This is a genomic window from Promicromonospora sp. MEB111 (assembly GCF_030209445.1).
GTDB lineage: Bacteria > Actinomycetota > Actinomycetes > Actinomycetales > Cellulomonadaceae > Promicromonospora.
Genome location: NZ_JARVSD010000009.1, coordinates 106,934 through 129,210, shown reverse-complemented (window position 1 = coordinate 129,210; position 22,277 = coordinate 106,934). Strand labels below are relative to the sequence as shown.

The window sequence follows — 22,277 nt, the reverse complement described above, 5'->3', positions numbered from 1 at the left end:
CATCTCTCTGTGCTGGGTGGGCTGGTGGGTGGGCTGGGCCGGGTCACGGCCGGCGCGGGGCGAGCCGCAGGCCGGCGTCGGCGGGGCGGACGTGGGGCCCGGCGGGGGCCGACCACGCCCCCGACTCACGCTGCGCGGCGATGAGCGCCTCGTCCACCTCGATGCCCAGACCGGGCGACCTGCCGAGAAGTATCCCGCCGTCGGTGAACTCCTGGTCCACGTTCAGCCCCACCGGGGCCTCCAGGTCCTGCACCTCGGTGACGAGGTGGTTGGGCACGGCCGCCGCCGCGTGCGCCACCGGGTTGGCGTCGTACGCCACCGGGCTCACGGGGAGGTCCCGGCCGAGGGCCAGCACCGAGACCCGGAGGAAGTGGGTGATGCCCCAGACGCTCCCGGCCTGCACCACGCCCACGGCGTCGGCGTCGAGGAGCTGGCGGTACTGCTCCAGGCCGGTGAGGTTCTCCCCGGTCGCGACCGCGGCCTGCACACCGGACACGACGGCGCGGTGCCCCGCGACGTCCCAGCGGCGCACGGGCTCCTCGATCCAGGTGAGGTCGACCTGCTCCTCGACGCGGCGGGCGAGCCGGACCGCCTGGTGCCGGCCCCAGGACTCGTTCACGTCGTACATGATCGCGGGCTGGTCGCTGTTGACGCGCAGCACGTCGCGGACGGCCGCCAGGCGCTTCACGTCGCGGTTGATGTCCAGGCCGCCCTTGACCTTCGCGCCGGTGTAGCCGCGTTCGGCCCATCGCTCGTAGAGGCCGACCAGCTCGTCGTCGTCGAGCGCGTACTCCAGGCCCGAGGCGTAGCCGGGCACGAACCGGTCGGTGGCGCCGAGGGTCTGCCACAGCGGCTCGCCCGCCATCTTCGCCTTGAGGTCCCACAGGGCCATGTCGAGCGCGCCGATGGTGCCGAAGGTGCCGCCGTGGTGCCCCGACTTGAACACGAACGCGAGCATCCGGTCGTACAGCGCGGTGACGGCCCGCGGGTCCTGCCCCTCCAGGGCGGGAAACACCCGCTCGATGTCGGCGTGGGCACCGAGGCCGACGCCGGTCAGGCCACCGTCGGTCTCGACCAGCACGATCGGCACCTCGGTCACGCCGCTGGCCACCACGCCGTTGACGTCGCCCACGGGTCGACCCCAGCGATGGATCGTGGTCAGGCTCCGGTACCCGGTGATTCGCATCGTGCTCCACATCGTCGTCGAGACAGCACGCTCGCGACCCTGCGCCAGCATGTCATTCATAACTTATGATACGAGTGACGATAGTACAACACTCGACTACGCTCTCTCTGGTGAACTCGACACCCGCGGCCGGCGCAGCCGTACCCCGCCCCCAACGGCACCGGCCCCCGCTCGCCGCGGCTGTCGTCAAGAGCCTCGTCACGGCGATCGTCGTCGGCGACTACGCCCCTGGCTCGGCGCTGCCGCCGGCCGGCGTGCTGTGCGAGCAGTACGAGGTCAGCCGCACGGTGATCCGCGAGGCGACCACCACCCTGGCCGAGAAGGGCCTCGTCGCCACCCGCCAGGGCTGGGGCACGGTGGTGCTCGACCAGGAGCAGTGGAGCCTGCTGGACCCGATGGTGCTCGACGCGCTCTTCCAGCGCGAGGACCGGCTGGTCTACCTCGACAACCTCGTCGAGGTGCGCGCCACCCTGGAGTGCGCCATGGCCGCGCGGGCGGCCGGCCGGCTGGACGCCGCGCAGCGCGCCGCGCTGACGGCCAAGGCCGAGGAGCTCGCGGGCCTGATGGACGACCCGACCGCCTACGCGGCGGCCGACGTCGAGTTCCACGAGCTGATCCACCGCGCCTCGCAGGACGCGTTCGGCCGGGCGATCGTGTCGAACATCCAGGGCAAGGCCCTGCACACGCCCCAGTACAGCGGGCACCCGACGCGCGAGGACATCGAGCTGACGCACCGGCAGCACACACACATCCTGGACGCGCTGCTGGCGGGCGACGCGGAGGCGGCGTCGGCCGCGATGCACGACCACATCACGGGCAGCTGGGCCCGCCGCCGCCCGACGGACTGACCCCACCCGCTCGTTGAGTGCTGGATATTCGCCCTCCTGGCACACGAAAAAGGGCGAATATCCAGCACTCAGCGGGTCACGGGGTGGGGTGGAGGCGGTTCCACTCGGCTACCCAGGTCTGGCCGAAGGCCTTGGCCACCGCTCCCGTGGTCGAGAAGCGGAGGGTCTCCTCGTCCAGGCCCGCGTCCTCGAGCGACGTCGGGCGGACCACGTTCGTGCCCACCTTGTCGCTCCAGCGTGACAGACCGTACGTCTCGGCCGGGGCCGAGAACGTGGCCGAGCCCGCCGCGTACTCCCCGCCGCCGATCACGACCGAGTGGTCGAGCTCGATGCGCGACGGCGCGTAGAGCGAGTTCGCGCTGTTCCACACCGTGGCGCGGTCGCACCCGTTGGTGGCGTCGGTCGCGTAGTCGGCCGCCGTGCAGGCCAGCCCGGTCGCGGTGACCCGCGGCACGTACCAGTCGGCGATCTCCGGGTAGACGATCGGGGTGCCGTCCGAGTAGGTGTGCTCCCCGCTCGTGTAGTGCTCGTGCCAGGTCGCGACCGTCTGCGGCGTCGCGCTGTACTTCTCGCCGGGACGCACGTCGAGGAACGTGTTGAACCGGCTGTGCACCACCCAGGCGTTGGACACCGGCAGGGACTTCTCCCCCTTCTGGTGGTAGAGCATGTCGTGGCCGGTGCGGTCGACGTCGATGTAGACGTTGTCGTTGGCCGTGTTGCTGTGCCCCGACTGGAAGAACACCCCGGAGTGCGCGCCCTGCACCACGTTGTGGTGGAACCGCATGCCGGACGCGCCGTCGTCCATGTAGAACGCGTCGTTCGAGCCGCCGATCTTCTCGAAGTGGTTGTGCGCCACCTCGTTGCCGAGGAACGTGTAGTCGCGCCCCGTGTAGACCACGCCCTGGTCGCCGGCGTTCTTCACCAGGTCGTAGAAGTGGTTGTGGTTCACCTTCATGTCGTTGCCCATGATCTGGACCGCCATGTGCGGGGCGTCGTGCACATAGTTGTGCTCGAACGTGTTGCCGACGCCGTACAGGTACCCGGCCGGCGTGTACGTGGCGAGCTTGGAGAACCGCGCGATCTCGTTGTACCGCGCCACGTTGTCGCCCCGTTCCAGGGTGCTGCGGTCGCCGCCGCCGAGCAGCACGCCGCCCCCGCCCAGGTCGTGCAGGTACGAGTTCCGCACCACGTTGCCGTGGCCGCCCTGGAAGGTCTGGTAGTCGGGCATCGCGGTGATGGTGTCGGCGGGCCGGCCGATCCGGACGGCGTCCATGCTCACGTTCGAGATCTCGACGTCGTCGATCAGCGTGTCGACGGCGTCAAGGAGCTGCACCCCGCTGACGAGCGACCCGGTCATGCCGAGCCCGCGCAGCGTGACGCCGGTGGTGCCGTCCAGGTGGAAGAAGTTCTTGTCGAAGGACATCAGGGAGATGTCCTTGCCCTCGACCGTCCCGTCCGCAGGCCGGTAGTAGAGCACGTCGTGGCCGTCGTACCGGTCGACGTAGTACTCCCCGGCCACGTCCATCTCGGACAGCACGTTGACCACCTTGACCTTGGTCCACTCGTCCTGCGGGATGTACATCGAGGGGTACTTGGCGTAGAGCCGGTCCTCGTTCCACGAGAGCAGGCGGACCATGTCGTTGGCGTAGTTGTTGCCGAGGTAGCCCGACAGCCACGCCTCGGTCTCGTACCGCGAGCTGTCGACGTCCTCGATCCACCGCGGGTCGAGCTGCACCGGCACGTCGGCGTACTCGCCGAGGCCGCGGCCGCCGAGGTCGTCCACCACGGGCTCGGCCTGCGGCGCCCAGCGCTGGTAGCGGTCGCCCCCGGCCGCCCGTCCACCCACCGTGAAGATCGACGGCGTCATGGTCCGCATCTGCTCGGGCGTCCACGAGCCGCGCTCGTCGGGGTCGGCCAGGGTCTGCTTCTTGTCCTCGAACTGCCCGCGCGGCGTGGTCCCGCTGCGCTCCCAGGCGCCCTGGGCGCCGAACCGGCCGAGCAGGTCGACGTTCATCAGGTCCTGCGGCCCGGCGGCACCCCACTTGCTCCCGGTGCCCCACAGGTGGCACGCGGTGTCCTTGGTCTCGCAGGCGTTCCCGTTCGGGTACTCCGCGAGCGTCTGCGTGGATCCGTCGACCACCAGCTCGGGCGCGAACGGCTGCTGCACCCAGTTGAAGCCGTTCTTGTAGAGCGTGCCCGGGTCGATCCCCTGCGCGCCCAGGTCGTAGACCCAGACGCCGTCCCGCAGCGCATCGCTGTCGAGGCGCGCGTTCGCCGCGTACCGCGGCTGCGCCAGCTCGTCCGCGCCGAGGTCGGCGAGCCGTTGCCACCCGTCGGCGGGCAGCTCGTGCGTGCCCGTGATGGTCACCTCCTCGCCGCGGTACGCGGTGTAGGTGACCCACGAGTTCGCGGCGCCGCTCAGCGCGACCGTGTCGTCCAGCACGTACTCGCCGCACCGGACGTAGACGGTGCCGCGCGCCCGCTCCGAGGTGCGGCCCGCCAACGCGTCGCGCGCGGCGGCGATCGTGCGGAACGGGGCCCGCTTGGTGCCCGGGTTCGCGTCGTCGCCCGTGGGGGCGACGTACACGACCAGCCGCTCGTGGGCGGACGGCGGCGGCAGCGCCGACGCCGGGGCGCCGGCGCCGAGCGCCGCGACCGTCGTGAGCACCAGGCCGGCGGCGACCGTGCGCAGCCGCATGCCCGGATGGATCCTTCTCGTCATCGAGAGACTCCCTCGTCGTGTGCCATGCAGAGAACATGTATGACATGTGCACAGTAAAGGGAGGGCTGCCGCCCCCGCAAGCCTCAGCTCCGGCGGCGTGACCCCCGGACCATCGCGACGCCCACGGCCACCAGCACCCCGGCGGCCAGCGCCACCGAGCCGACGGTCGCGCCGGTCGCGGCCAGGTCGCCCGGCTCGGCCGGGTCCGGTTCCGGCCCGGCCGACGGGTCGGTGCCCGGCCCCGGGCTCGGCGCCTGCGTGGCGTTCGTGAGCACGAAGTCGAGCCCGGTGACCTCGGTATCCACCACCTCGAAGGTGACGCTGCCCTCGCCGTCCACCACGTACCCCTGGCCGGGGTGCACGACGGCGGTGTACGTCCCCGGCGGCAGCTCCGTCGTCCAGGTGCCGTCGGCGTCCGTGGTCGCGGTGCCGGCCCGCGCGCCGCCGGCGTCGGTCACGGTCACCGTGGTGTCCGGCACGGGCGCGCCCTCGGTGTGGGTGACCGTGCCGCCGACGGGCAGCTCCTGCGGCTCGACGGACTCGTCGACCAGCGCGAAGTCCTCCTGGAGCAGGTCCTCGCCGGCGCTGGTCACGGTGACGGACCGCTCGGTGACGTCGGCGGTGTAGCCGTCCGGCACGGTGAGGGTGATCGTGTAGTCGCCCGGCGGCAGGTCGCCCACGAAGTACCCGCCCACGTCGTCCGTGACCAGCGTGACCGGGCCGTCCGGGCCCGTCACCGTGACGGTCGCCCCGGCCACGGGCTCCCCGGCGTCGTCGGTCACGGTGCCGCCGATCGCCCCGGGGTGAGACAGGCCGAAGTCGACGCCGGTCACGTCGTCCGCGCCGACCGAGACGTCCCGCGTGTCCGGACCGTCGGCCCGGTAGCCGTCGGGCACGGTGACGCTCACGGTGTGGTCGCCCGCCGGCACGCCCTCGAAGACGTAGGTGCCGTCGGCGCCCGTCGTCGTGCTGACCGTGCCGTCCGGGCCCTCCCGCGTGACGACGACCCCCGCGACGGGTTCGCCGCCCGCGGTCACCGCGCCGGAGACCGACGCCGGCGCCCGCAGCACGAAGTCGTTGCCGGTGCTGGCCTCCTCCTGGCCCACCTCCACCGTGATGTCGCCCGGCGTGGTCGCGACCGTGAACCCCTCGGGCAGGTCGCTCAGCGCGAACGTGTACTGCTGCGGCTGGTCGTTCTCGGCGTCCCAGCCGACGTGGTCGATGACGTACTCGCCGGACGAGCTCGTCACGGCCGTGAGCGGCGCCCCGCCGCCGACCGGCGTGAGGGTGACCGTCGCGCCGGGCACGGGCGTGCCGTCGTCGGTCAGCACCGTGCCGCTCACGGCCACGGGTACGACGTCGCGCGCCGCGAGGTCGACGCCCGTGGCGTCGGCGTCGGTGAGGTCCACGTCCGTGACCAGCCGCTCGCCGTACGGCACGAGCCCGAACGGGTGCTCGTCGTCCGCCTCCGGCAGGGTGGTCAGCTCCACGCTGTAGCCGGACGCGGCCGTGTACCCGGGAAAGGCGTACTGGCCGCTGTCGTCCGACGTCGTCGTAGCCAGCTCGGCGCCGTCCGGCCCGAAGAGGGTGAGGGTCGCGCCCGGCAGCACACCCTGCGGGGCCCCGGCGTCGTCGACGAGGTTGACCGTCCCGGAGATGTCGCGCGCCAGGGAGGCGAACCACGTCTGGTACACCGGGAAGCCGCTGCGCTGGAAGAACTGGACGGTCAGGGTCTTGATCGGCGTCGTGGGCCGGAACCAGCCCGCGGCGCCCGAGGTGTCGGTCGCGTCCGCATTGCCGATCAGCTCGCCGGTGGCCAGGTCCCACGCGGGTACGTCCGCCGGGTCCCCCGTGCACGACGGTGAGCCGGCGACCGTGCAGTAGTTGAAGCCGCCCTGGAAGCCGAGCTCCGTGCCCGCGAGCTGCCGCCCGTCGGCGCCGAGCGCGGTGACGACCGCGCGGTCCGCGTCGATGTCGCCGAGCACGAACGCCCAGCCGCCCGCCGGGGTCGGGCGCTCGAACGTGTAGGTGGTGGTCGACGGCGACGTGGGCCGGTCGGCCTGCGGGCGCAGGTTGAGGTACTGCTGGTCCCGGCTCGACCCGAAGACCGCGCCCGGCGGCGTGGCCGCGCTCAGCCAGGAGGACGCCCCGGAGATCACGCCGACGCCACCGCGCGAGTCGGAGGTGACCGTGGCCTCGGGAAATCCGCCGGCCGGGAGCCGCACGCTCGTCGACCAGTCGCCGGCCGAGCCGGTCAGCGGGTCCCACTCGGCCCATCCGGCGGTGGTCTCCGCCGACGCCGACATCGTCGGAATGACAGCGCCGATCGCGACGAGAACCGCCGTCGCGAGCACGCCCAAGCCCCCTGCAGTGCGCTTCACGATCGACACGTTATGAGACAACCCGTCTCAGCGCGCGTGGAAAGATGCGCCCGCATCGGAATTCCGACGGATCAGGCGCCGAACTCCCGGGCCCGCAGGCGCGCCAGGTGGGCGTGGACCAGCGGCAGCACCGACGCGCCCTCGCCGCTCGCCGACGCGACCCGCTTCATGGAACCGGCGCGCACGTCGCCCACCGCGAAGACACCCGGCACGGTCGTCTCCAGGCTCGCCGGCGGCTGGCCGTCGACCCAGGCCTCGCGGGGCACGTCCCGGCCGGTCAGCACGAAGCCGCGCTCGTCGAGCGCCACGCCCTCGGGCAGCCACGCGCAGTCCGGCTCGGCACCGAGCAGGCAGAACAGCCCGTCGGCGGAGGTCTTGGTCGACTCGCCGGTCTCCAGGTCCTCGAGGCGCAGCCACTGCAGCCAGGCGTCCCCGCCGCCGTCGGCGACGACGGTCCGGGTGCGCACCTGGATGGTCGGCGTCGCCTCGATCTCCCGCACCAGGTAGTCCGACATGGTCTCGGCGAGGCTCGCGCGGCGGACCAGGATGGTCACCCCGCCCGCGAACTTGGCCAGGTGCACGGCGGCCTGGCCGGCGGAGTTGCCGCCGCCGACCACGAAGACGTCGCGGTCCTGCATCTCGCGTGCCATCGACGTGGCCGCCCCGTAGTACACGCCCGCGCCCACGAGGTCCTCGACCCCGGGCACGCCCAGGCGGCGGTAGCTCACCCCGGTCGCGAGCACCACGGTCCGGGCGCAGAGCTGCGCGCCGCGGACGTGCACGTGCTGGTGCTCGGGCTCGTTCGGCGGCCCCGGCTCGATCCGGGCCGCGGGGCGCCCCGTGAAGAACCGCGCGCCGAACCGGCTGGCCTGGATGCGGGACCGCTGCGCGAGCCGCATGCCCGAGATGCCGCGCGGGAACCCGAGGTAGTTGCGGATCATCGAGCTCGACCCGGCCTGGCCGCCGATCGCGTCCCGTTCCAGCACGACCGTGGCCAGCCCTTCGGACGCCGCGTAGACGGCCGTGGCCAGGCCCGCGGGTCCGGCGCCGACGATCGCGACGTCGGCGATCACACCGTCGGGGATCGAGTCGAAGCCGCCGTAGATCGCCTCGGTCACGGCGGCCGGCGTCGCCGCGGACAGCGCCTGGCCCCGGAACGTGCTGACCACGGGCAGCTCGGCCCCCGGGCCGGCGGCCTCGAGGATCGCCTCGGCCTCCTCGTCGTCCGGCGTGAGCGAGCGGTAGGGGAAGCCGAGGCGCTCCAGGAGGTCCCGGACGGCCGCCGCGTTCCGGTCCCCGGGCTCGGCGACCAGGTCCGTCACGGTCACGACGGGCCGGCCGACCGACCAGCCCCACTCGGAGAGCAGCTCGATCAGCGCGGTGTGGAACTCCTCGTCGCGCGGCCCGCGCGGGAGGATGACGTACGTGTCGAGGTCGCGGCGCGTCATCGCGTCCCGCAGCTCGTCCAGGCTGTCGTTGAAGTACTCGAACGGGACCAGCGACACACGCCGCGCGGTGGCGACGACGGAGGGGAGCTGGTGCAGCAGCTCGATCGCCGTGCCGTCGGCCAGGTGGTGCTCGGCGGCGACCATCGCGATCTGCTCGCCCTCGCCGACGAGCGCCCGCGCCCGGTCCAGGCACGCGGCCAGGCCGTCGGTCAGCTCGATCCGGTAGTCGCGGTCATACCGGGCGCGGAACTCCTGCTCGACGACGTCGGCGTGGTCGCCGCCCGCCAGCAGGATGACTGGCCTGTCGTCCATGGCGCCCAGCGTAGACGGTGACCGACCCCGTGCAGACGCCGACCGGCCCGGCGGACGCCGGGCCGGTCAGCACCCGTCAGGTCAGCAGCGCTTCGCGCCGGACGCGACCGCGAGGCCGGTCACCGACGTCGCCGTGGACTTGAAGACCACGGTGCGGCCCTCGCCCGCCTCGGCGAACATCTGCGCGCCCGGGCTGCACGAGGCGTCGCCCACGTAGACGCCGTCCAGCGTGTACTGCTTCAGGCGCGGCATGAGCGCGTCCGACGGCAGCGTGGCCGACTGCCACGCCTCCTTCGGGGCGTCCTCGGTCACCGTCAGCGTCGTGTCGGACGCCGTCAGCACCCACGCGCGCTTGGCCGTGGACGAGGTCTCGTCGAACAGGATCCCGCCCTTCCGCGTGGCGAACGAGTACGCCCGCACCGAGTTGTTCCACGCGCCCGCCTCCGTGTAGCCGGGGTCGCGGTCCGTCACCCAGTAGGCGCCCTTGGTGCTGAGCGCGGGGTAGCTGACGGTCTCGGCGCCGTTGTCCAGGCCGGCCAGGGTGGTCCGGCCGGTGCGGGTGTCGAACACCTCGACGCCGAGCGCCCAGTCCCAGCTCCCGTCGTCGTGCTGGAACACCTCGTAGCGCACGTAGGCGATCCGGCCCGCCCGGACGGTCGGCGCGGTCGCCGGGCCCACCCAGTCGTGCTCCACGGTGCGGACGGTGCTCGACCGGCCCTTGAGGTAGTGTACCTCGTCGATCCAGGTCTCGGCGTCCCACTCCGACCAGGACACGACGTCGCCGTCCATGCCGAGCCCGGTCACGCGGCCCGCCGTGGTGTACAGCGTGGTCGCCCGCCCGCCGGTCAGCGGTGCGGACATGATCCGGAAGTCCGTGTAGTCGGCCGCCATGGACAGCCACACCACCCGCTTGCCGTCGGTCTGGGCGAAGCTGTTGATCCGCCCGTCGGCCGCGGAGACCCGCCGGGGCTCGCCCCGGCCGTCGGTACGGCCCACCCAGATCGACGTCGGCTCCGTGCCGTCGGCGCTGGACCGGGCCACGGCCCACCAGTCGCCGCCGGTCGAGGGCTGCATGTCGGTGTACAGCCCGGTGTCCAGCCGGTCGAGGAGCAGCGACGTGCCCTTGCCCGGCAGGTTCTTCTCCCAGGCCTCGGTGACGCCGCGCGAGTCGAACGCCCGCTCGACGACCTTGAGCTGCTTGCCCTTCAGGCCGTACGACCGCGCGGCCGCGACCACGGCCTCCCGGCCGTCCACGAAGTCGGACAGCGGCGTGAGGTACTCGGTCAGCGCCCGGTAGACGATCTTGTCGGCCAGCTCACCGCCCAGCGCCTCGCGGACGTCCCACAGCGCACCGGAGACGATGGTCGAGTTCAGGTGCACGCCGCCGTAGTCGAAGCGCGCGTCGGTGTCGATGAGGTGGTTGAAGTCCGCCGTCGTCATGCCGTCGTCGAGGTCCCGCAGGGCGCAGTCGACCGGGGCCGTGGTGCGGCACAGGTCGCCGCCCAGGAGGCTCGCCTCCGGGTCGCTCATCGGGATCCCCGACACGTCGACGTCGATCGCGTTGCCGAAGTAGTCGGCGATCGCCTCGTTCAGCGCGCCCTGCTGGCCGCTGTAGAGGAAGCCCGCGGTGTGCTCCACCACGCCGTGCGTCATCTCGTGGCCGACGACGTCGAGGTCGGCGGCGAGCGACTTGTACTCCGAGTCGCCGGTCCCGTAGACCATCTTGGTGCCGTCCCAGAACGCGTTCACGAACGGGTTGCCCCCGTAGGTGATGCCCACGAACGAGTCGAGCGCCATGCCGGCGTCGTCCAGGCTGTCGCGCCCGTGCTCCACCTTGTAGTACTCGAACACCTGGGCCGCTGCCCAGTGCGCGTCGACCGCGCCGAGGTCCGTCAGGTCGGTGCCCAGCGTGCTCGACGGCGAGGCGAACGGCGCGATGCCCTCGGGCCACATGCCGGCGGTGTCGTAGTAGTCGTTGTGCGTCGCGTCCCAGGTGGTGATGGGCACGGTCCGGCCGTCGGCCAGCGTGTGGGTCACGTCCGTCGTCAGGTAGGTGCCCGTGGCGTCCACCCGCTGCAGCCCGACGTCGACGGTGGTGCCGTCGGCCTTGGTCCCCGTGCCGGTCACCGGCGTCACGCCGTTGCCGGACGGCGGCGGCTCCGTCCCGTCGGTCCCGCCCGCGGCCGCCGTCGCCTCCTGGTCGGCCCGCAGGGCCTCGACCTGCTGCGGCGCGGCCAGCGTGCGCAGGCGGCTGGAGCTGAGCAGCACGGTGCCCGAGGCGGCGTCGACGTACACGTCGGTGAGCACGGGCTCGCCCGTGACCGGCGCGGTACCGCGCACCAGCACGTGCCGGGCCAGGATGCCGGTCCCCGACGGGACCACCGCAAGGCCCTGGTCGCTACCGGTGAGGTCCGGCGTCGCCGCCGACGGCGCCGTGCCGGGCCGCACCCCGCCCGCCACGACGGCCGCGCCGCCGGACAGGCTCCTGCCGATCCCCTCGACGGCCCGCTCGACGGCCGTGGCCGCGGGCAGGGTCTGCGCCGTCGTGTCGACGTCGAGCTCGGTGAAGTAGGAGCCCGAGGTACCGGTGACGGTCCGCTCGCCGCCCTGCTTCTCCATGCGGACCACGTACTGGCCGCCCAGCACGGGCAGCTTCTTGTACCGCTGGTCCAGGCGGACGGTCTCGCGGGCGCCCTCGCGCTGCACGTCGGCGGTGACCAGCGTGGCGTCGGGGTCGGCGATCCCGTAGCGCGACCGGTGGCCCTCGAGGTGGGTCCGCGCGGCGGCGGCCGGGGCGAGGGCGGCGTCGACGGGCTCGTCGAGCCCCTCCACCAGTCCGGGCGTCTCCGTCTCGGGCACCGGGGTGGTCGCGGCGGTGCCGGGCAGCTCGGCCGTCGCCTGGGCCGGTACCGCGGCCGGTGCCGGTGCCGCGTGGGCGGCGGGGACCGCGGCCCCGAGCAGGGCGGCCGCCGCCAGCACGGCGACCGCACGGTTGGGTCTCTGGATACGCATGGGCTTCTCCTACGACCCTCTCGGGCCGGACTGATCTGGTACCGGCCGCACCCTCGCGCCCGTCGGACGAGACAACTGTGCTGACCGATGACATACCGGACAAGGAGAAGATTGCGCACCTGCGCAGATGAGCAGCGTGGGTACCGCCGCGCGGTCCTAGGCTTGGGTCAAGGCCGCTACGCGTGCGTCCGGGCGAGCAGGCCCTGCTCGGCGGCGAACAGCCCGATCTGGAACCGGGTGCGCGCGCCCAGCTTCTCCGCGAGCGCCGTGACCTCGGCCTGGACCGTGCGCCGGCTGATGTCGAGCGTGCGGGCGATGGCCTCGTCGGTCAGCCCGCCGGCCATGAGGTCGAGGATGGACCGCGTGCGCTGCTCCAGCCGCACCCGGGGCAGCGGCGACCAGGCGGCGGCCGGGTTCGCCCCGGCGACGCCGGCCTCGCCGTCGGGCGGTGCGCCGGCCGACCCGGCGCCCGAACCCCACATGGACTGTGGCATCGCCGCGTCCCACACCCGCTCGAAGAGGTCGGTCAGCGCCCCCACCAGCGCGGGGGCGTGCACCACGAGCGAGGCGCTGCCGGCGTCGTCGCCGGCGGCGGGCAGCATGGCGATCTTCTGGTCCACGACGACGAGCTTGAGCGGCACCTGCGGCGACAGGCGCAGGCCGGCACCGGTCGCCTGCCCGCCGAGCGCGGTCTCGAGCGAGACCGGGTCGGTGAACGTGGCACTCTCGTACACGCTGCGCAGCTCGACCGTCGGGCTCATCGCGGGCCGGTCCACCTCGTCGAGCAGCTCGGGGGTGGGCTGGAGATAGGGCGGCCGGGCGAGGTGCAGCACCTCGTGCGTGGCGGTCTCCATGAGGTGCCAGTACAGCGCGCCGACCTGTTCCGTCCCGACCACGACGTCGACGAGCGCCGTGTCGCCGGCCTGGCCCGTGGCCTCCTGGTAGGCCTTCTCGAGGTGGTCGGCGTGCAGCTCCCAGACGGCGATCTCCAGGCGGCGCCGGGCGAGCAGCGTGGTGAGCACCGCGCGGGGCGGCAGCGCGGACCAGCGCCGGGCCCGGGACCGGCCCGGTCCCGCCGGCACCCCCACGACGAGCCCGTCCGCCTCGAGCGTGGTCAGCGCGGCCCGGACCTCCGCGGCGCCGAGGCCCACCGCCTCGGCGATCCCGGCCTCCGGCACGGCGTCGCGCGCCACGAGGTGGTCGAGCACGCGGACCGTGGGGGGCGTCGCGACGTCCAGCGACCGGCGCACGTCGTCCGAGATCATGGCTTGCCTCCTTGGCACAGGTGCTCGCGCCAAGTCACCCTTGCCTCGGCGGCGGGCGGACGGGGCCCGCTCGCTCGTTTTTTCGGAGACCTTAGCCCTTCACGGCGGGCATATCGCCGTAATTCACCCGCTCGCTGCCCGCACCGGAGGTCGTCGTGACGCGGCGCCGGCGGACCGGGTAGGGGATCGGGTGGGCGACCGTCCAGGCGGCTCCGGCGCAGATCATCTCCTTGTACCGGGCGGCGAGACGGCCGCCGGGGGCGGCGTCCTTGGCCCGGTCGTCGGGCGTGACGAGCTGGATGACGGCGTCGCGCCGGCCCAGGCTGATGCACTGGTGCACGTACCCGAGCGGCGTGTGCGGGAGCCTGCCCCCGGTCAGGCGTGCCGCGATCGAGTCGGCGGCCTGCCAGGCCATCGGGATGCCGGAGGCGCACGACATGCGCAGCACGTTGTCGACGGGGCCGTGCGCCAGCGCGGCGTCGCCCGCGGCGTAGACGTCGGGGTGGGAGACGGAGCGCATGGTCTCGTCGACCACGATCCGCCCGTCCGCGCCGACCCGCAGGCCCGTCGCGGCGGCGATCGGGTGCACGCCGAACCCGGTGGTCCACACGGCGACGTCCGCCGGGATCGTCGCGTCGCGGGTCACCACGGCGGCGGAGTCCACGCTCGTGACGTCGGTGTGCTCGTGGACCGTGACGCCCAGCCGGTCGAGGACCGCGCGCAGGTGGCGCTGCCCGGCCGCCGAGAGCCAGTCCCCCAGGCCGTCGCGGACCGCGATCGCGACGTCCAGGTCGGTGCGGGCCTCCGCGATCTCGGTGACGGCCTCGATGCCGGTCAGGCCGCCTCCGACCACGACCACGCGGCCCCCGGGCGCGAGACCCGTCAGCCGCTCGCGCAGGCGGAGCGCGCCCGGCCGGCTCGCCAGCTCGTGGGCGTGCTCGGCGACCCCCGGCACGCCGTGGTCGGCGAGCACGCTGCCCAGGGCGTACACGAGCGTGTCGTAGGCGAGCACGTCCCCACCGTCCGCCCCGGTCACGGAGACGGTCCGGCGGTCGACGTCGACGGCGGTCACACGGGCCACCCGCAGGCGCACGCCCGTGCCGGCGAGCAGGTCGCGCAGCGGCCGGGGGCGCAGGTCCTGGCCCGTGGCCACCTGGTGCAGGCGCACCCGCTCGACGAAGTCCGGCTCGGCGTTGACCAGCGTGAGCTCGACGTCGTCGGGGTGCAGCCGGCGGGCCAGCCGGCCGGCGGCGGAGGCTCCGGCGTACCCGGCCCCGAGAATGACGATGCGGTGCTTCATGGGATCCCTCAGCTCGTGTCGGTGGGACGGTTGTGTGCCTCCTGAACCGGACGGCACAGCGATCCCTGACACCCCGCCCCTGTGACGCCGGTCACAGGGGCCGGTCCCGGCTCACCAGCCCCGGATCAGCGGCTCCCCGTGCTCCGTGGCCGCCCACTGGCGGCCGGCCCGGCCGAGCTTGTCCGGGTTGACCTGGCTGAGCACGGCGGTGATCCCGTCGGCGGTCGCCTCCAGCGTCATCACGCCCACCAGCCGGTCGCCGACCACGACGACCAGCGCCGGGAGGCCGTTGGCCGTCCACGCGTAGACGTCGGGGCTGCCGCCCAGCATCGCGCGCTTGGCCTCGGCCGGCCGGAACAGGCCGCGCAGGAACTTGGCCACGGCCGTGGCACCGAGCACGGCCGTCGCGCGCGCCGCGACCTTGCCGCCGCCGTCGCCCACCCCCACCACGTCGGCCGTCAGCAGCTTGACCAGCGGTTCGAGCTGCCCGCTCGTCGCGGCCGCCAGGAACTCCTCCACGACGGGCCGCGCGACCGCGAGGTCGACCGCCGCGCGGGTCCGCTCCCCCGCCAGGTGCTGCTTGGCCCGGTGGAGCACCTGCTGGCTGCCCACCTCGGTGAGGTCGAGCATCTCGGCGATCTCCGCGTGCGAGAACGCGAACGCCTCGCGCAGCACGTAGACGGCCCGCTCGTTGGGCGTGAGCCGCTCCATCAGCACGAGCATCGCCGTGGACACGGAGTCGCGCTGCTCCGCCGTGTCCGCGGGGCCGAGCATCGGGTCGCCGCCGAGCAGCGGCTCCGGCAGCCACTCGCCCACGTAGACCTCCCGGCGGGCCCGCGCCGACCTGAGCTGGGTGAGACAGAGGTTGGTCAGCACCCGAGTCAGCCAGGCCTCCGGCACCCGGATCTGCGAGCGGTCGGCCGCCTCCCACCGCAGGAACGTCTCCTGCGCGGCGTCCTCGGCCTCCGCCGCCGACCCGAGCAGCCGGTAGGCGATGGCCTCCAGCCGTCCCCGGAGGTTCTCGAAGAGCTGCAGCTCGTTCTGGCTCGGCGACTCGGTCGTCATGCCGCGACCCTACTGCCCGAACTCACCCGCTGACACGGCCCGGTTCGCGCGCCGCCGGACGGCCCCGGCCCTACGCTGGTGCCACCATCGAACCGTGCCCGGCCGGCCCGGCACGGTCGCCGGGAGGAGACTCAGCATGTCCTTCGTCACCCGTGGTTTCTCCGGTCGTCGCCGTGAGCCCGACACGCGCCTCCCGCCGGGGCAGACGCTGGTCCAGGACTGGCCCGTGCTCAGCGCCGGGCCCACCCCGCACGTCGACACCGCCGACTGGGAGCTCACCGTCCAGGACGAGACCGGCACCGACCACCGGTGGAGCTGGGACGAGCTCCTCGCCCTCGGGGTCGAGGACGTCACCGTGGACATCCACTGCGTCACCCACTGGTCCCGGCTCGACATGGGCTGGCGCGGGGTGAGCCTCGACAAGATCTTCGAGGACGTGGAGTCCGAGCACGAGTACGTCATGGCGCACTCCTACGGCGGCTACACGACGAACGTGCCGCTGGAGGACCTGCTGGACGGCAAGGCCTGGATCGCCACGGAGGCCGACGGCGCACCGCTCGACCCGGAGCACGGCGGACCCGCCCGGCTGCTCGTGCCGCACCTCTATTTCTGGAAGAGCGCCAAGTGGGTGCGGGGCCTGACGATGATGCCGGACAACGACCCGGGCTTCTGGGAGCAGTACGGCTACCACCTCTACGGGGACCCGTGGAAGGAGGAGCGCTACTGGTGAGCGCGCCGTCCGTCACCCTGGGCCGGTCCCGGCCGCGTCCCGCGTGGCACGTCGCGACCGTCGTCGAGACGCGCCGCGAGACGCCCACGGCCGCGCGCCTCGTCCTGGACGTCCCCACGTGGCCCGGCAGCGAGGCGGGCGCGCACCTCGACGTGCGCCTCACCGCCCCGGACGGCTATCAGGCGAGCCGGTCGTACTCGATCGCCTCGGCGACGCCGGCGGGACAGGTGGTGCTCGCGGTCGACGAGCTGCCGGACGGCGAGGTCTCGCCCTTCCTGGTCCGCGACCTCCGGCCCGGCGACCAGCTCGAGCTGCACGGCCCGCTGGGCGCGTTCTTCGTCTGGCGGCCCGGCACGGGCGACCGCCCGGTCCAGCTCGTCGCGGGCGGCTCCGGCGTGGTGCCGCTGTACGCGATGGCCGCGGCGCACGGCGCTGCCGCCGACCCCGCGCCGTTCCGGCTGCTGTACTCCGTGCGCACCCCGGACGACGTGTACTTCGCGGACGAGCTCGCGGGGCTGGCCGGCCCGGCCTTCGCGCTGGACCTCGTCTACACGCGCGAGGCGCCGGCCGGCTGGCCCGACGCCGTCGGGCGGCTCACGCGGGAGGCCCTCGCCGCCCGGACGGTCCCGGCCGCGCACCGCCCGCACGTCTACGTCTGCGGCTCGACGGGCTTCGTCGAGACGGTGGCCCGCTGGCTGCAGGAGCTCGGCCACGCCGCGGCGGACATCCACACCGAGCGCTTCGGAGGTCTTTGATGACACACCACCTGGACGGCAACGTGCTCGCGGGCGCGCTCTCCGAGGTCTTCACGACCGACATGACGGCCGCGCGCGGCCGCTGCGGCGGCTGCGGGCACATGGCCGCGATCGCCGAGGCCATGGTCTACACCGACGCCCCCGGCCTCGTGGCCCGGTGCGCCGGGTGCGACCAGGTGCTCGCGACGGTCGTGGACACCGGTGACCGCGTGATCCTGAGCCTCGCCGGCCTGAGCGCCGTCGAGCTCCGGCGCTGAGCCCGTACCGGGCTGAAAGTGGACGCGGGGACCTTGACCTGGGCCACGCGGCGGCGGAGTGTGAGGAGGGACGGCAGCGCCGTCCGGACGCTGCCCCGAGCACAGGGAGTCCGTCATGTACGTACGCACCACCGAGGTCCGAGGTGATCCCGCCGGGATCGACGGCGGGCTGCGGATCGTCCGCGAGGAGGTCTTCCCGGCCGTGACCGCCATGGACGGCTGCGTCGGGATGTCGATGCTGGTCGACCGTGAGTCCGGGCGTTGTGTCGCCACGACGGCGTGGCAGTCGCACGACGCGATGATGATGAGCGCCGACGGCGTGCGCCCGCTGCGCGAGCGCGCCGTGCAGGCGCTGGGGAGCACGGGGGGCGGCGACGTCCACGAGTGGGAGGCCGCGGTGGTCCACCGGGACCACGCGACGCCCGACGGCGCGTGTGCGCGCCTCACCTGGCTGAGCGGCGGCCAGGACATGGTCGACCGCTGTATCGACCTCTACCGCATGGTCATCCTGCCGCAGCTCCAGGAGATGGACGGGTTCTGCAGCGCCAGCCTCATGGTGGACCGCGAGGCGGGCCGGGCCGTCGGCACGACCGCCTTCGACAGCATGGGGGCCGTCATGGCCGCCCGCGAGGCCACGGCCCGCATCCGCGAGCGCGTGGTCAGCGAGCTCGGCGCCACCGTCGACGGCATCGACGAGATGGAGATCGCGTTCGCGCACCTCCACGTACCCGAGATGGCCTGAGGTCAGGGCTCCAGGTCGGTCAGCCCCCGGCCGCTGCGCAGGTCGAGCGGCACCGAGACCTGGTCGTGCGCGATCAGCCAGGTGCCGCCGACCTTGCGGAGGCAGAACGTGGCCCGCACCCACATGCCGCTCGTCGCGGACCCGTCCTTCAGGGTGCCGCTGAGCCGCCCGAAGGCGTGCCCGAACGCGACGGTCTCGTCGACGGCGAGCGCCAGGTCGCGGAGCTCGTAGTCGACCTCCTCGAAGACCGCGAGGACGCGTGCCCAGCTCGCCAGCTTGGCGTCCGCGCCCACGTGCTGCAGCGGTGGCTCGACGTCGAAGGACACGACGTCGGCCGCGTAGAGCTGCCGCAGCGCGTCGAGGTCCTTGGCCCGCAGCCCCTCGACGATCCCGTCCAGCCGCCGCCGGATCTCCGCCTCGTCGTCCTGTCGCATGGTCATCGCCGTCCGTCCCTTCCGTCGGGTGGTTCCTCACAGGGGTGACGGACGGGAGGGACGGAACGTGACCGTCAGCGGTCGCCGGCCCCGGCGCGGTCCTCCTTGGCGACCAGGGTCAGCACGTCGTACGTGGCCACCTGCTCGTCGCGCTGGTTGGTGAGCACGGCATCCCAGCGCACCTCGCCGTAGTCCTCGTCCTCGCGCGGCGTGATCTGGGCGGCCGTCAGCCGCACCCGGATCGTGTCCCCGGGCGACACCGGCGTCAGGAAGCGCAGGTTCTCCAGGCCGTAGTTCGCGAGCACCGGCCCCGGCGCGGGGTCGACGAACAGCCCCGCCGCGAACGACACGAGCAGGTACCCGTGCGCCACGCGCCCGGGGAAGAACGGGTTGGCGGCGGCGGCCTCCTCGTCCGTGTGCGCGTAGAAGGTGTCGCCGGTGAAGTCGGCGAAGTGCGTGATGTCGTCGAGGGTCACCTCGCGCGGCGCGGACTCGACGGCGTCACCGATCCGGAGGTCGGCCAGCGACCTGCGGAAGGGGTGGCCCGCGTCGGTGCGCGACGGCGCCCCCGCCCGCCACCTGCCGGTCAGGCCGGTCAGCGCCGCGGGGGTGCCCTGGATCGCGGTGCGCTGCATGTAGTGCTCCACGGCGCGGACGCCGCCGAGCTCCTCACCGCCGCCCGCGCGGCCCGGCCCGCCGTGGACCAGGTGCGGCACCGGGGAGCCGTGGCCGGTCGACGACCGCGCGTCGTCCCGGTCGAGCACCAGCACCCGCCCGTGCATCGGCGCGATCCCCGTGACGAGGTGCCGCACCACGTCGGGGTCGGCGGACGCGACGGTGGCCACCAGCGAGCCGCCGCCGAGGTTGGCCAGCCGGACGGCGTCGTCGAGGTCGCGGTAGCCGATCACCGAGGCGACCGGCCCGAAGGCCTCGATGTCGTGCACGGCGGGCGCCGCGGGGTCGGCGAACCGCAGGAGCAGGGGCGCGACGAACGCGCCGTCCGGCGCGGGTCCGCGGCTGCCGTCGGCGTGCACCACCTCGGGCTCCGCGAGGTCGCCGACCACGATCAGCCCGCCGCCCGCGACGAGCTCCCGGACGCGGCGCAGCACCTCCTCCTTCTGCCCCGCGCTCGCCAGGGCGCCCATCGTGACGCCGTCGGCCCGCGGGTCGCCGACCACGACGCGCTGCGCGATCCGCTCGCGCACGGCCTCGATCACGGCATCCTCGCGGTCGGCCGGGACGATCACCCGGCGGATCGCCGTGCACTTCTGCCCGGCCTTCACGGTCATCTCCGTGACCACCGAGCCGACGAACGCCTCGAACTCCGGGCTCCCGGGCTCCACGTCCGGGCCGAGCACCGCCGCGTTCAGGGAGTCGGTCTCCGCGGTGAGCACCACGCCCCGGCGGATCACGGCGTCGTCGACCGCGAGCACCCGCGCCGTGGACGCAGACCCGGTGAAGCTCACGGCGTCGCGCACGTCGAGCACGTCGAGGAACCCGCGGGCCGGGCCGCTGACGAGCTGCAGCGCGCCGTCGGGCAGGAGCCCGGAGTCGACGATCGCCCGCACCGCGGCCTCGGCGAGGTACGCCGTGGCCGAGGCCGGCTTGACGACGGTCGGGACGCCCGCGAGGAAGGCGGGCGCGAACTTCTCCAGCATGCCCCAGACGGGAAAGTTGAACGCGTTGACCTGGAAGGCCACGCCCTGCCGCCGCACGCGCACGTGCTGGCCGCCGAACGACCCGTCGCGGGACAGGCTCTCCGGCGGCCCGTCGACCAGGAGCTGCGCGTTGGGCAGCTCCCGGCGCCCCTTCGACCCGTAGGTGAACAGCACGCCGATGCCGCCGTCGATGTCGACCAGGGCGTCCCGCCGGGTGCCGCCGGTGCGCAGGCTCACCTCGTAGAGGTCGTCCTTGACGCCGGTGAGGTGCTGCGCGAGCCGCTTGAGCAGCAGCGCGCGCTGGTGGAAAGTGAGCGCGCCGAGCGCGTCCTGGCCCACGGTCCGGCCGTAGTCGACGACGGCCCGCAGGTCGACCGGGCTGCCGGAGACCGCCGCGACCGGCTCACCGGTCGAGGCGTCCCGCACGACCTGGGCCTCGGCGTCCGAGGGCGGGCGCTGCCACGCCCCCAGGACGTAGCTGTCGAGGGTGCGCACCGGGGTCTCCGTCGCGGTCATGGCGTCTTCCTTTCGGCTGTACCGACGTCTCTGCAGGTCACTCGTCCCATGTGAAGAACCCTTCGCCGCTCTTGCGCCCCAGCCGGCCCGCTTCGACCATCGCCCGCAGCAGCCGCGGCACGGCGAACCGCTCCCCCAGCTCGCGCTCCAGGTGCTCGGCGATGCCGAGCCGCACGTCCAGGCCGACCAGGTCGGTCAGGCGCAGCGGCCCGACGGGGAACCGGTAGCCGCGCACCATCGCGGTGTCGATGTCGGCGGGCGAGGCGACGCCCTCCTCGACCATGCGGATCGCCTCGAGCGCGATCACGACGCCCAGGCGGGAGCTCGCGAAGCCGGGCGTGTCGGACACGACGATCGAGGCCTTGCCGAGCGCTGCGACCCAGGCGCCGGCCTCCTCGACGAGCACCGGCACGGTCGCCCGGCCACGCACGATCTCCACGAGCGCCGACGCGGGCACGGGGTTGAAGAAGTGCAGCCCCACGAAGCGCTCGGGGCGCTCCAGGTGCCCCGCGAGGGTGTCGATCGACAGCGACGACGTGTTGCTGGCCAGCCAGGCGGTCGGCGACAGCACCCGCTCGACGCGCGCCAGGACCTCGACCTTGGCCGCGAGGTCCTCGGGCACCGCCTCGACGACCAGGCCGGCCGGCCCGACGTCCGCGACGTCGGTGGTCACGCGCGCCCGCTCCGTCAGCTCGGCGACGGTGCGCGGGGTGGTCCCGCGCTCCACGCTGGCGGTCACCGCGCGCTCCAGCCCTGCCTGCGCCCGGGCCGCCGACTCCCCGTCGCGCTCGACGACGACGACGTGGGCCCCCGCCAGCAGGAAGGCGTGGGCGATCCCGACGCCCATCCGGCCGCCGCCGACCACACCGACGTTCCGGGGCAGCGTCATCGCTTCTTCCGTTCCAGGAACGCGGTCATCCGCTCGCGCTTGGCGGGCGACTCGAACAGCACGGACTGCGCCAGGTCGTCGATGTCCGGGTGCGCCGCGCGCGGCGCCCGGAAGACCTGCTTGGTGTAGCGGACCGCCGTCGGGTCCTGCTCCGCGATCCGGTCCGCGAGCGCGTCGGCCGCGCCCACCAGGTCGGACGACGCGTGGACCGCGCTGACCAGCCCCGCCGCCAGCGCCTCGGGGGCGTCGAGCACGCGGCCGGCGAGCAGGACCTCCAGCGCGAGCGTCTCGCCGACGAGCTCCTTGAGCCGCCAGGACGCGCCCGCCGCGGCGATGATGCCGAGCCCCACCTCGGGGTTGCCGAACCGGGCGTTCTCGCCGGCCAGCCGGAAGTCGGCCGCGTAAGCCAGCTCGGCGCCGCCCCCGAGGGCCCAGCCGTCGACGGCGGCGATCACCGGCATCGGCAGCCGGGCGATCCGCTCGAACAGCCGCGAGTTGATCCCGGCGAGCGCGTCGTCGCGGCCACGCTCGCGCAGCTCGGCGATGTCGGCGCCGGAGGCGAACACGCGCTCGGAGCCGGACAGGACCAGGATGCGCGGCCGGGCCTCCAGCTCGGCGCAGACCTCGTGCAGCTCGCCGACCATCGCCTTGTCGATGGCGTTGCGTACCTCGGGCCGGTCGAGCCGGACGTGGAGGCGGTCCGCGCGGTCATCGACGCGCCGCAACGCTGCTGCCATGGCCTCATCACCTGGGGGTC

17 protein-coding genes are annotated in these 22,277 nt (G+C 73.6%); 5 read left to right on the top strand and 12 right to left on the bottom strand.

Features of this window, described 5'->3' with window-relative positions; all coding sequences use genetic code 11:
• Positions 1–43: 43 nt before the first annotated feature.
• A complete protein-coding gene (locus tag QRN56_RS11720) occupies positions 44–1,186 on the bottom strand; it encodes a mandelate racemase/muconate lactonizing enzyme family protein (RefSeq protein WP_285103393.1) in 1,143 nt (380 codons plus the stop codon).
• 110 nt (positions 1,187–1,296) lie between these two features.
• Here QRN56_RS11720 and QRN56_RS11715 point away from each other — a divergent pair, with 110 nt between their 5' ends.
• Positions 1,297–2,034: a FadR/GntR family transcriptional regulator gene (locus tag QRN56_RS11715; protein WP_285103391.1), complete on the top strand. Its 738-nt coding sequence runs from the start codon at positions 1,297–1,299 to the stop codon at positions 2,032–2,034.
• A gap of 76 nt (positions 2,035–2,110) precedes the next feature.
• On the opposite strand, the gene QRN56_RS11710 is transcribed toward QRN56_RS11715, so the two are convergent.
• The 7 genes from QRN56_RS11710 to sigJ all read right to left on the bottom strand — a co-directional run bounded on the left by QRN56_RS11710 (position 2,111) and on the right by sigJ (position 15,539).
• Complete coding sequence (locus QRN56_RS11710) at positions 2,111–4,756, bottom strand: right-handed parallel beta-helix repeat-containing protein (RefSeq protein WP_285103389.1); 2,646 nt, start codon at positions 4,754–4,756, stop codon at positions 2,111–2,113.
• Between the two features lie 83 nt (positions 4,757–4,839).
• Entirely contained in the window at positions 4,840–7,137 is a 2,298-nt protein-coding gene (locus tag QRN56_RS11705; RefSeq protein ID WP_285103387.1) for an MSCRAMM family protein, read from the bottom strand.
• A 71-nt stretch (positions 7,138–7,208) separates the two neighbouring features.
• Positions 7,209–8,897: an NAD(P)/FAD-dependent oxidoreductase gene (locus QRN56_RS11700; RefSeq protein ID WP_285103385.1), complete on the bottom strand. Its 1,689-nt coding sequence runs from the start codon at positions 8,895–8,897 to the stop codon at positions 7,209–7,211.
• A gap of 81 nt (positions 8,898–8,978) precedes the next feature.
• The gene (locus QRN56_RS11695) at positions 8,979–11,909 is read right to left on the bottom strand and encodes a M4 family metallopeptidase (protein WP_285103383.1); all 2,931 of its coding nucleotides are present in this window, start codon (positions 11,907–11,909) and stop codon (positions 8,979–8,981) included.
• 176 nt (positions 11,910–12,085) lie between these two features.
• The gene (locus QRN56_RS11690; RefSeq protein WP_285103381.1) at positions 12,086–13,174 is read right to left on the bottom strand and encodes a LuxR C-terminal-related transcriptional regulator; all 1,089 of its coding nucleotides are present in this window, start codon (positions 13,172–13,174) and stop codon (positions 12,086–12,088) included.
• A gap of 91 nt (positions 13,175–13,265) precedes the next feature.
• Entirely contained in the window at positions 13,266–14,474 is a 1,209-nt protein-coding gene (locus QRN56_RS11685; protein WP_285103379.1) for an NAD(P)/FAD-dependent oxidoreductase, read from the bottom strand.
• Between the two features lie 111 nt (positions 14,475–14,585).
• A complete protein-coding gene (gene sigJ, locus QRN56_RS11680; RefSeq protein WP_285103377.1) occupies positions 14,586–15,539 on the bottom strand; it encodes an RNA polymerase sigma factor SigJ in 954 nt (317 codons plus the stop codon).
• Positions 15,540–15,675: 136 nt separating this feature from the next.
• Between sigJ and QRN56_RS11675 the strand changes: the two genes are divergently transcribed.
• The 4 genes from QRN56_RS11675 to QRN56_RS11660 all read left to right on the top strand — a co-directional run bounded on the left by QRN56_RS11675 (position 15,676) and on the right by QRN56_RS11660 (position 18,023).
• The gene (locus QRN56_RS11675) at positions 15,676–16,269 is read left to right on the top strand and encodes a sulfite oxidase-like oxidoreductase (RefSeq protein WP_285103376.1); all 594 of its coding nucleotides are present in this window, start codon (positions 15,676–15,678) and stop codon (positions 16,267–16,269) included.
• On the top strand, positions 16,266–17,024 hold the full coding sequence (locus QRN56_RS11670; protein ID WP_285103374.1) for an FAD-binding oxidoreductase: 759 nt from the start codon (positions 16,266–16,268) through the stop codon (positions 17,022–17,024). The genes QRN56_RS11675 and QRN56_RS11670 overlap by 4 nt, the downstream gene beginning before the upstream one ends.
• Entirely contained in the window at positions 17,024–17,281 is a 258-nt protein-coding gene (locus QRN56_RS11665) for a DUF6510 family protein (RefSeq protein ID WP_285103372.1), read from the top strand. Before QRN56_RS11670 ends, QRN56_RS11665 begins: the two co-directional genes overlap by 1 nt.
• 115 nt (positions 17,282–17,396) lie before the next feature.
• Complete coding sequence (locus QRN56_RS11660; RefSeq protein ID WP_285103370.1) at positions 17,397–18,023, top strand: hypothetical protein; 627 nt, start codon at positions 17,397–17,399, stop codon at positions 18,021–18,023.
• A 2-nt stretch (positions 18,024–18,025) separates the two neighbouring features.
• On the opposite strand, the gene QRN56_RS11655 is transcribed toward QRN56_RS11660, so the two are convergent.
• From QRN56_RS11655 to QRN56_RS11640, 4 genes are all read right to left on the bottom strand, one after another.
• Complete coding sequence (locus QRN56_RS11655) at positions 18,026–18,463, bottom strand: YybH family protein (protein ID WP_285103368.1); 438 nt, start codon at positions 18,461–18,463, stop codon at positions 18,026–18,028.
• A 68-nt stretch (positions 18,464–18,531) separates the two neighbouring features.
• Positions 18,532–20,631, bottom strand: coding sequence for a phenylacetic acid degradation bifunctional protein PaaZ (paaZ, locus tag QRN56_RS11650; protein WP_285103366.1), 2,100 nt, complete (start codon positions 20,629–20,631; stop codon positions 18,532–18,534).
• Between the two features lie 37 nt (positions 20,632–20,668).
• The gene (locus tag QRN56_RS11645) at positions 20,669–21,520 is read right to left on the bottom strand and encodes a 3-hydroxyacyl-CoA dehydrogenase family protein (protein ID WP_285103365.1); all 852 of its coding nucleotides are present in this window, start codon (positions 21,518–21,520) and stop codon (positions 20,669–20,671) included.
• The gene (locus tag QRN56_RS11640) at positions 21,517–22,257 is read right to left on the bottom strand and encodes an enoyl-CoA hydratase/isomerase family protein (protein WP_285103363.1); all 741 of its coding nucleotides are present in this window, start codon (positions 22,255–22,257) and stop codon (positions 21,517–21,519) included. Before QRN56_RS11640 ends, QRN56_RS11645 begins: the two co-directional genes overlap by 4 nt.
• Between the last annotated feature and the right edge of the window lie 20 nt (positions 22,258–22,277).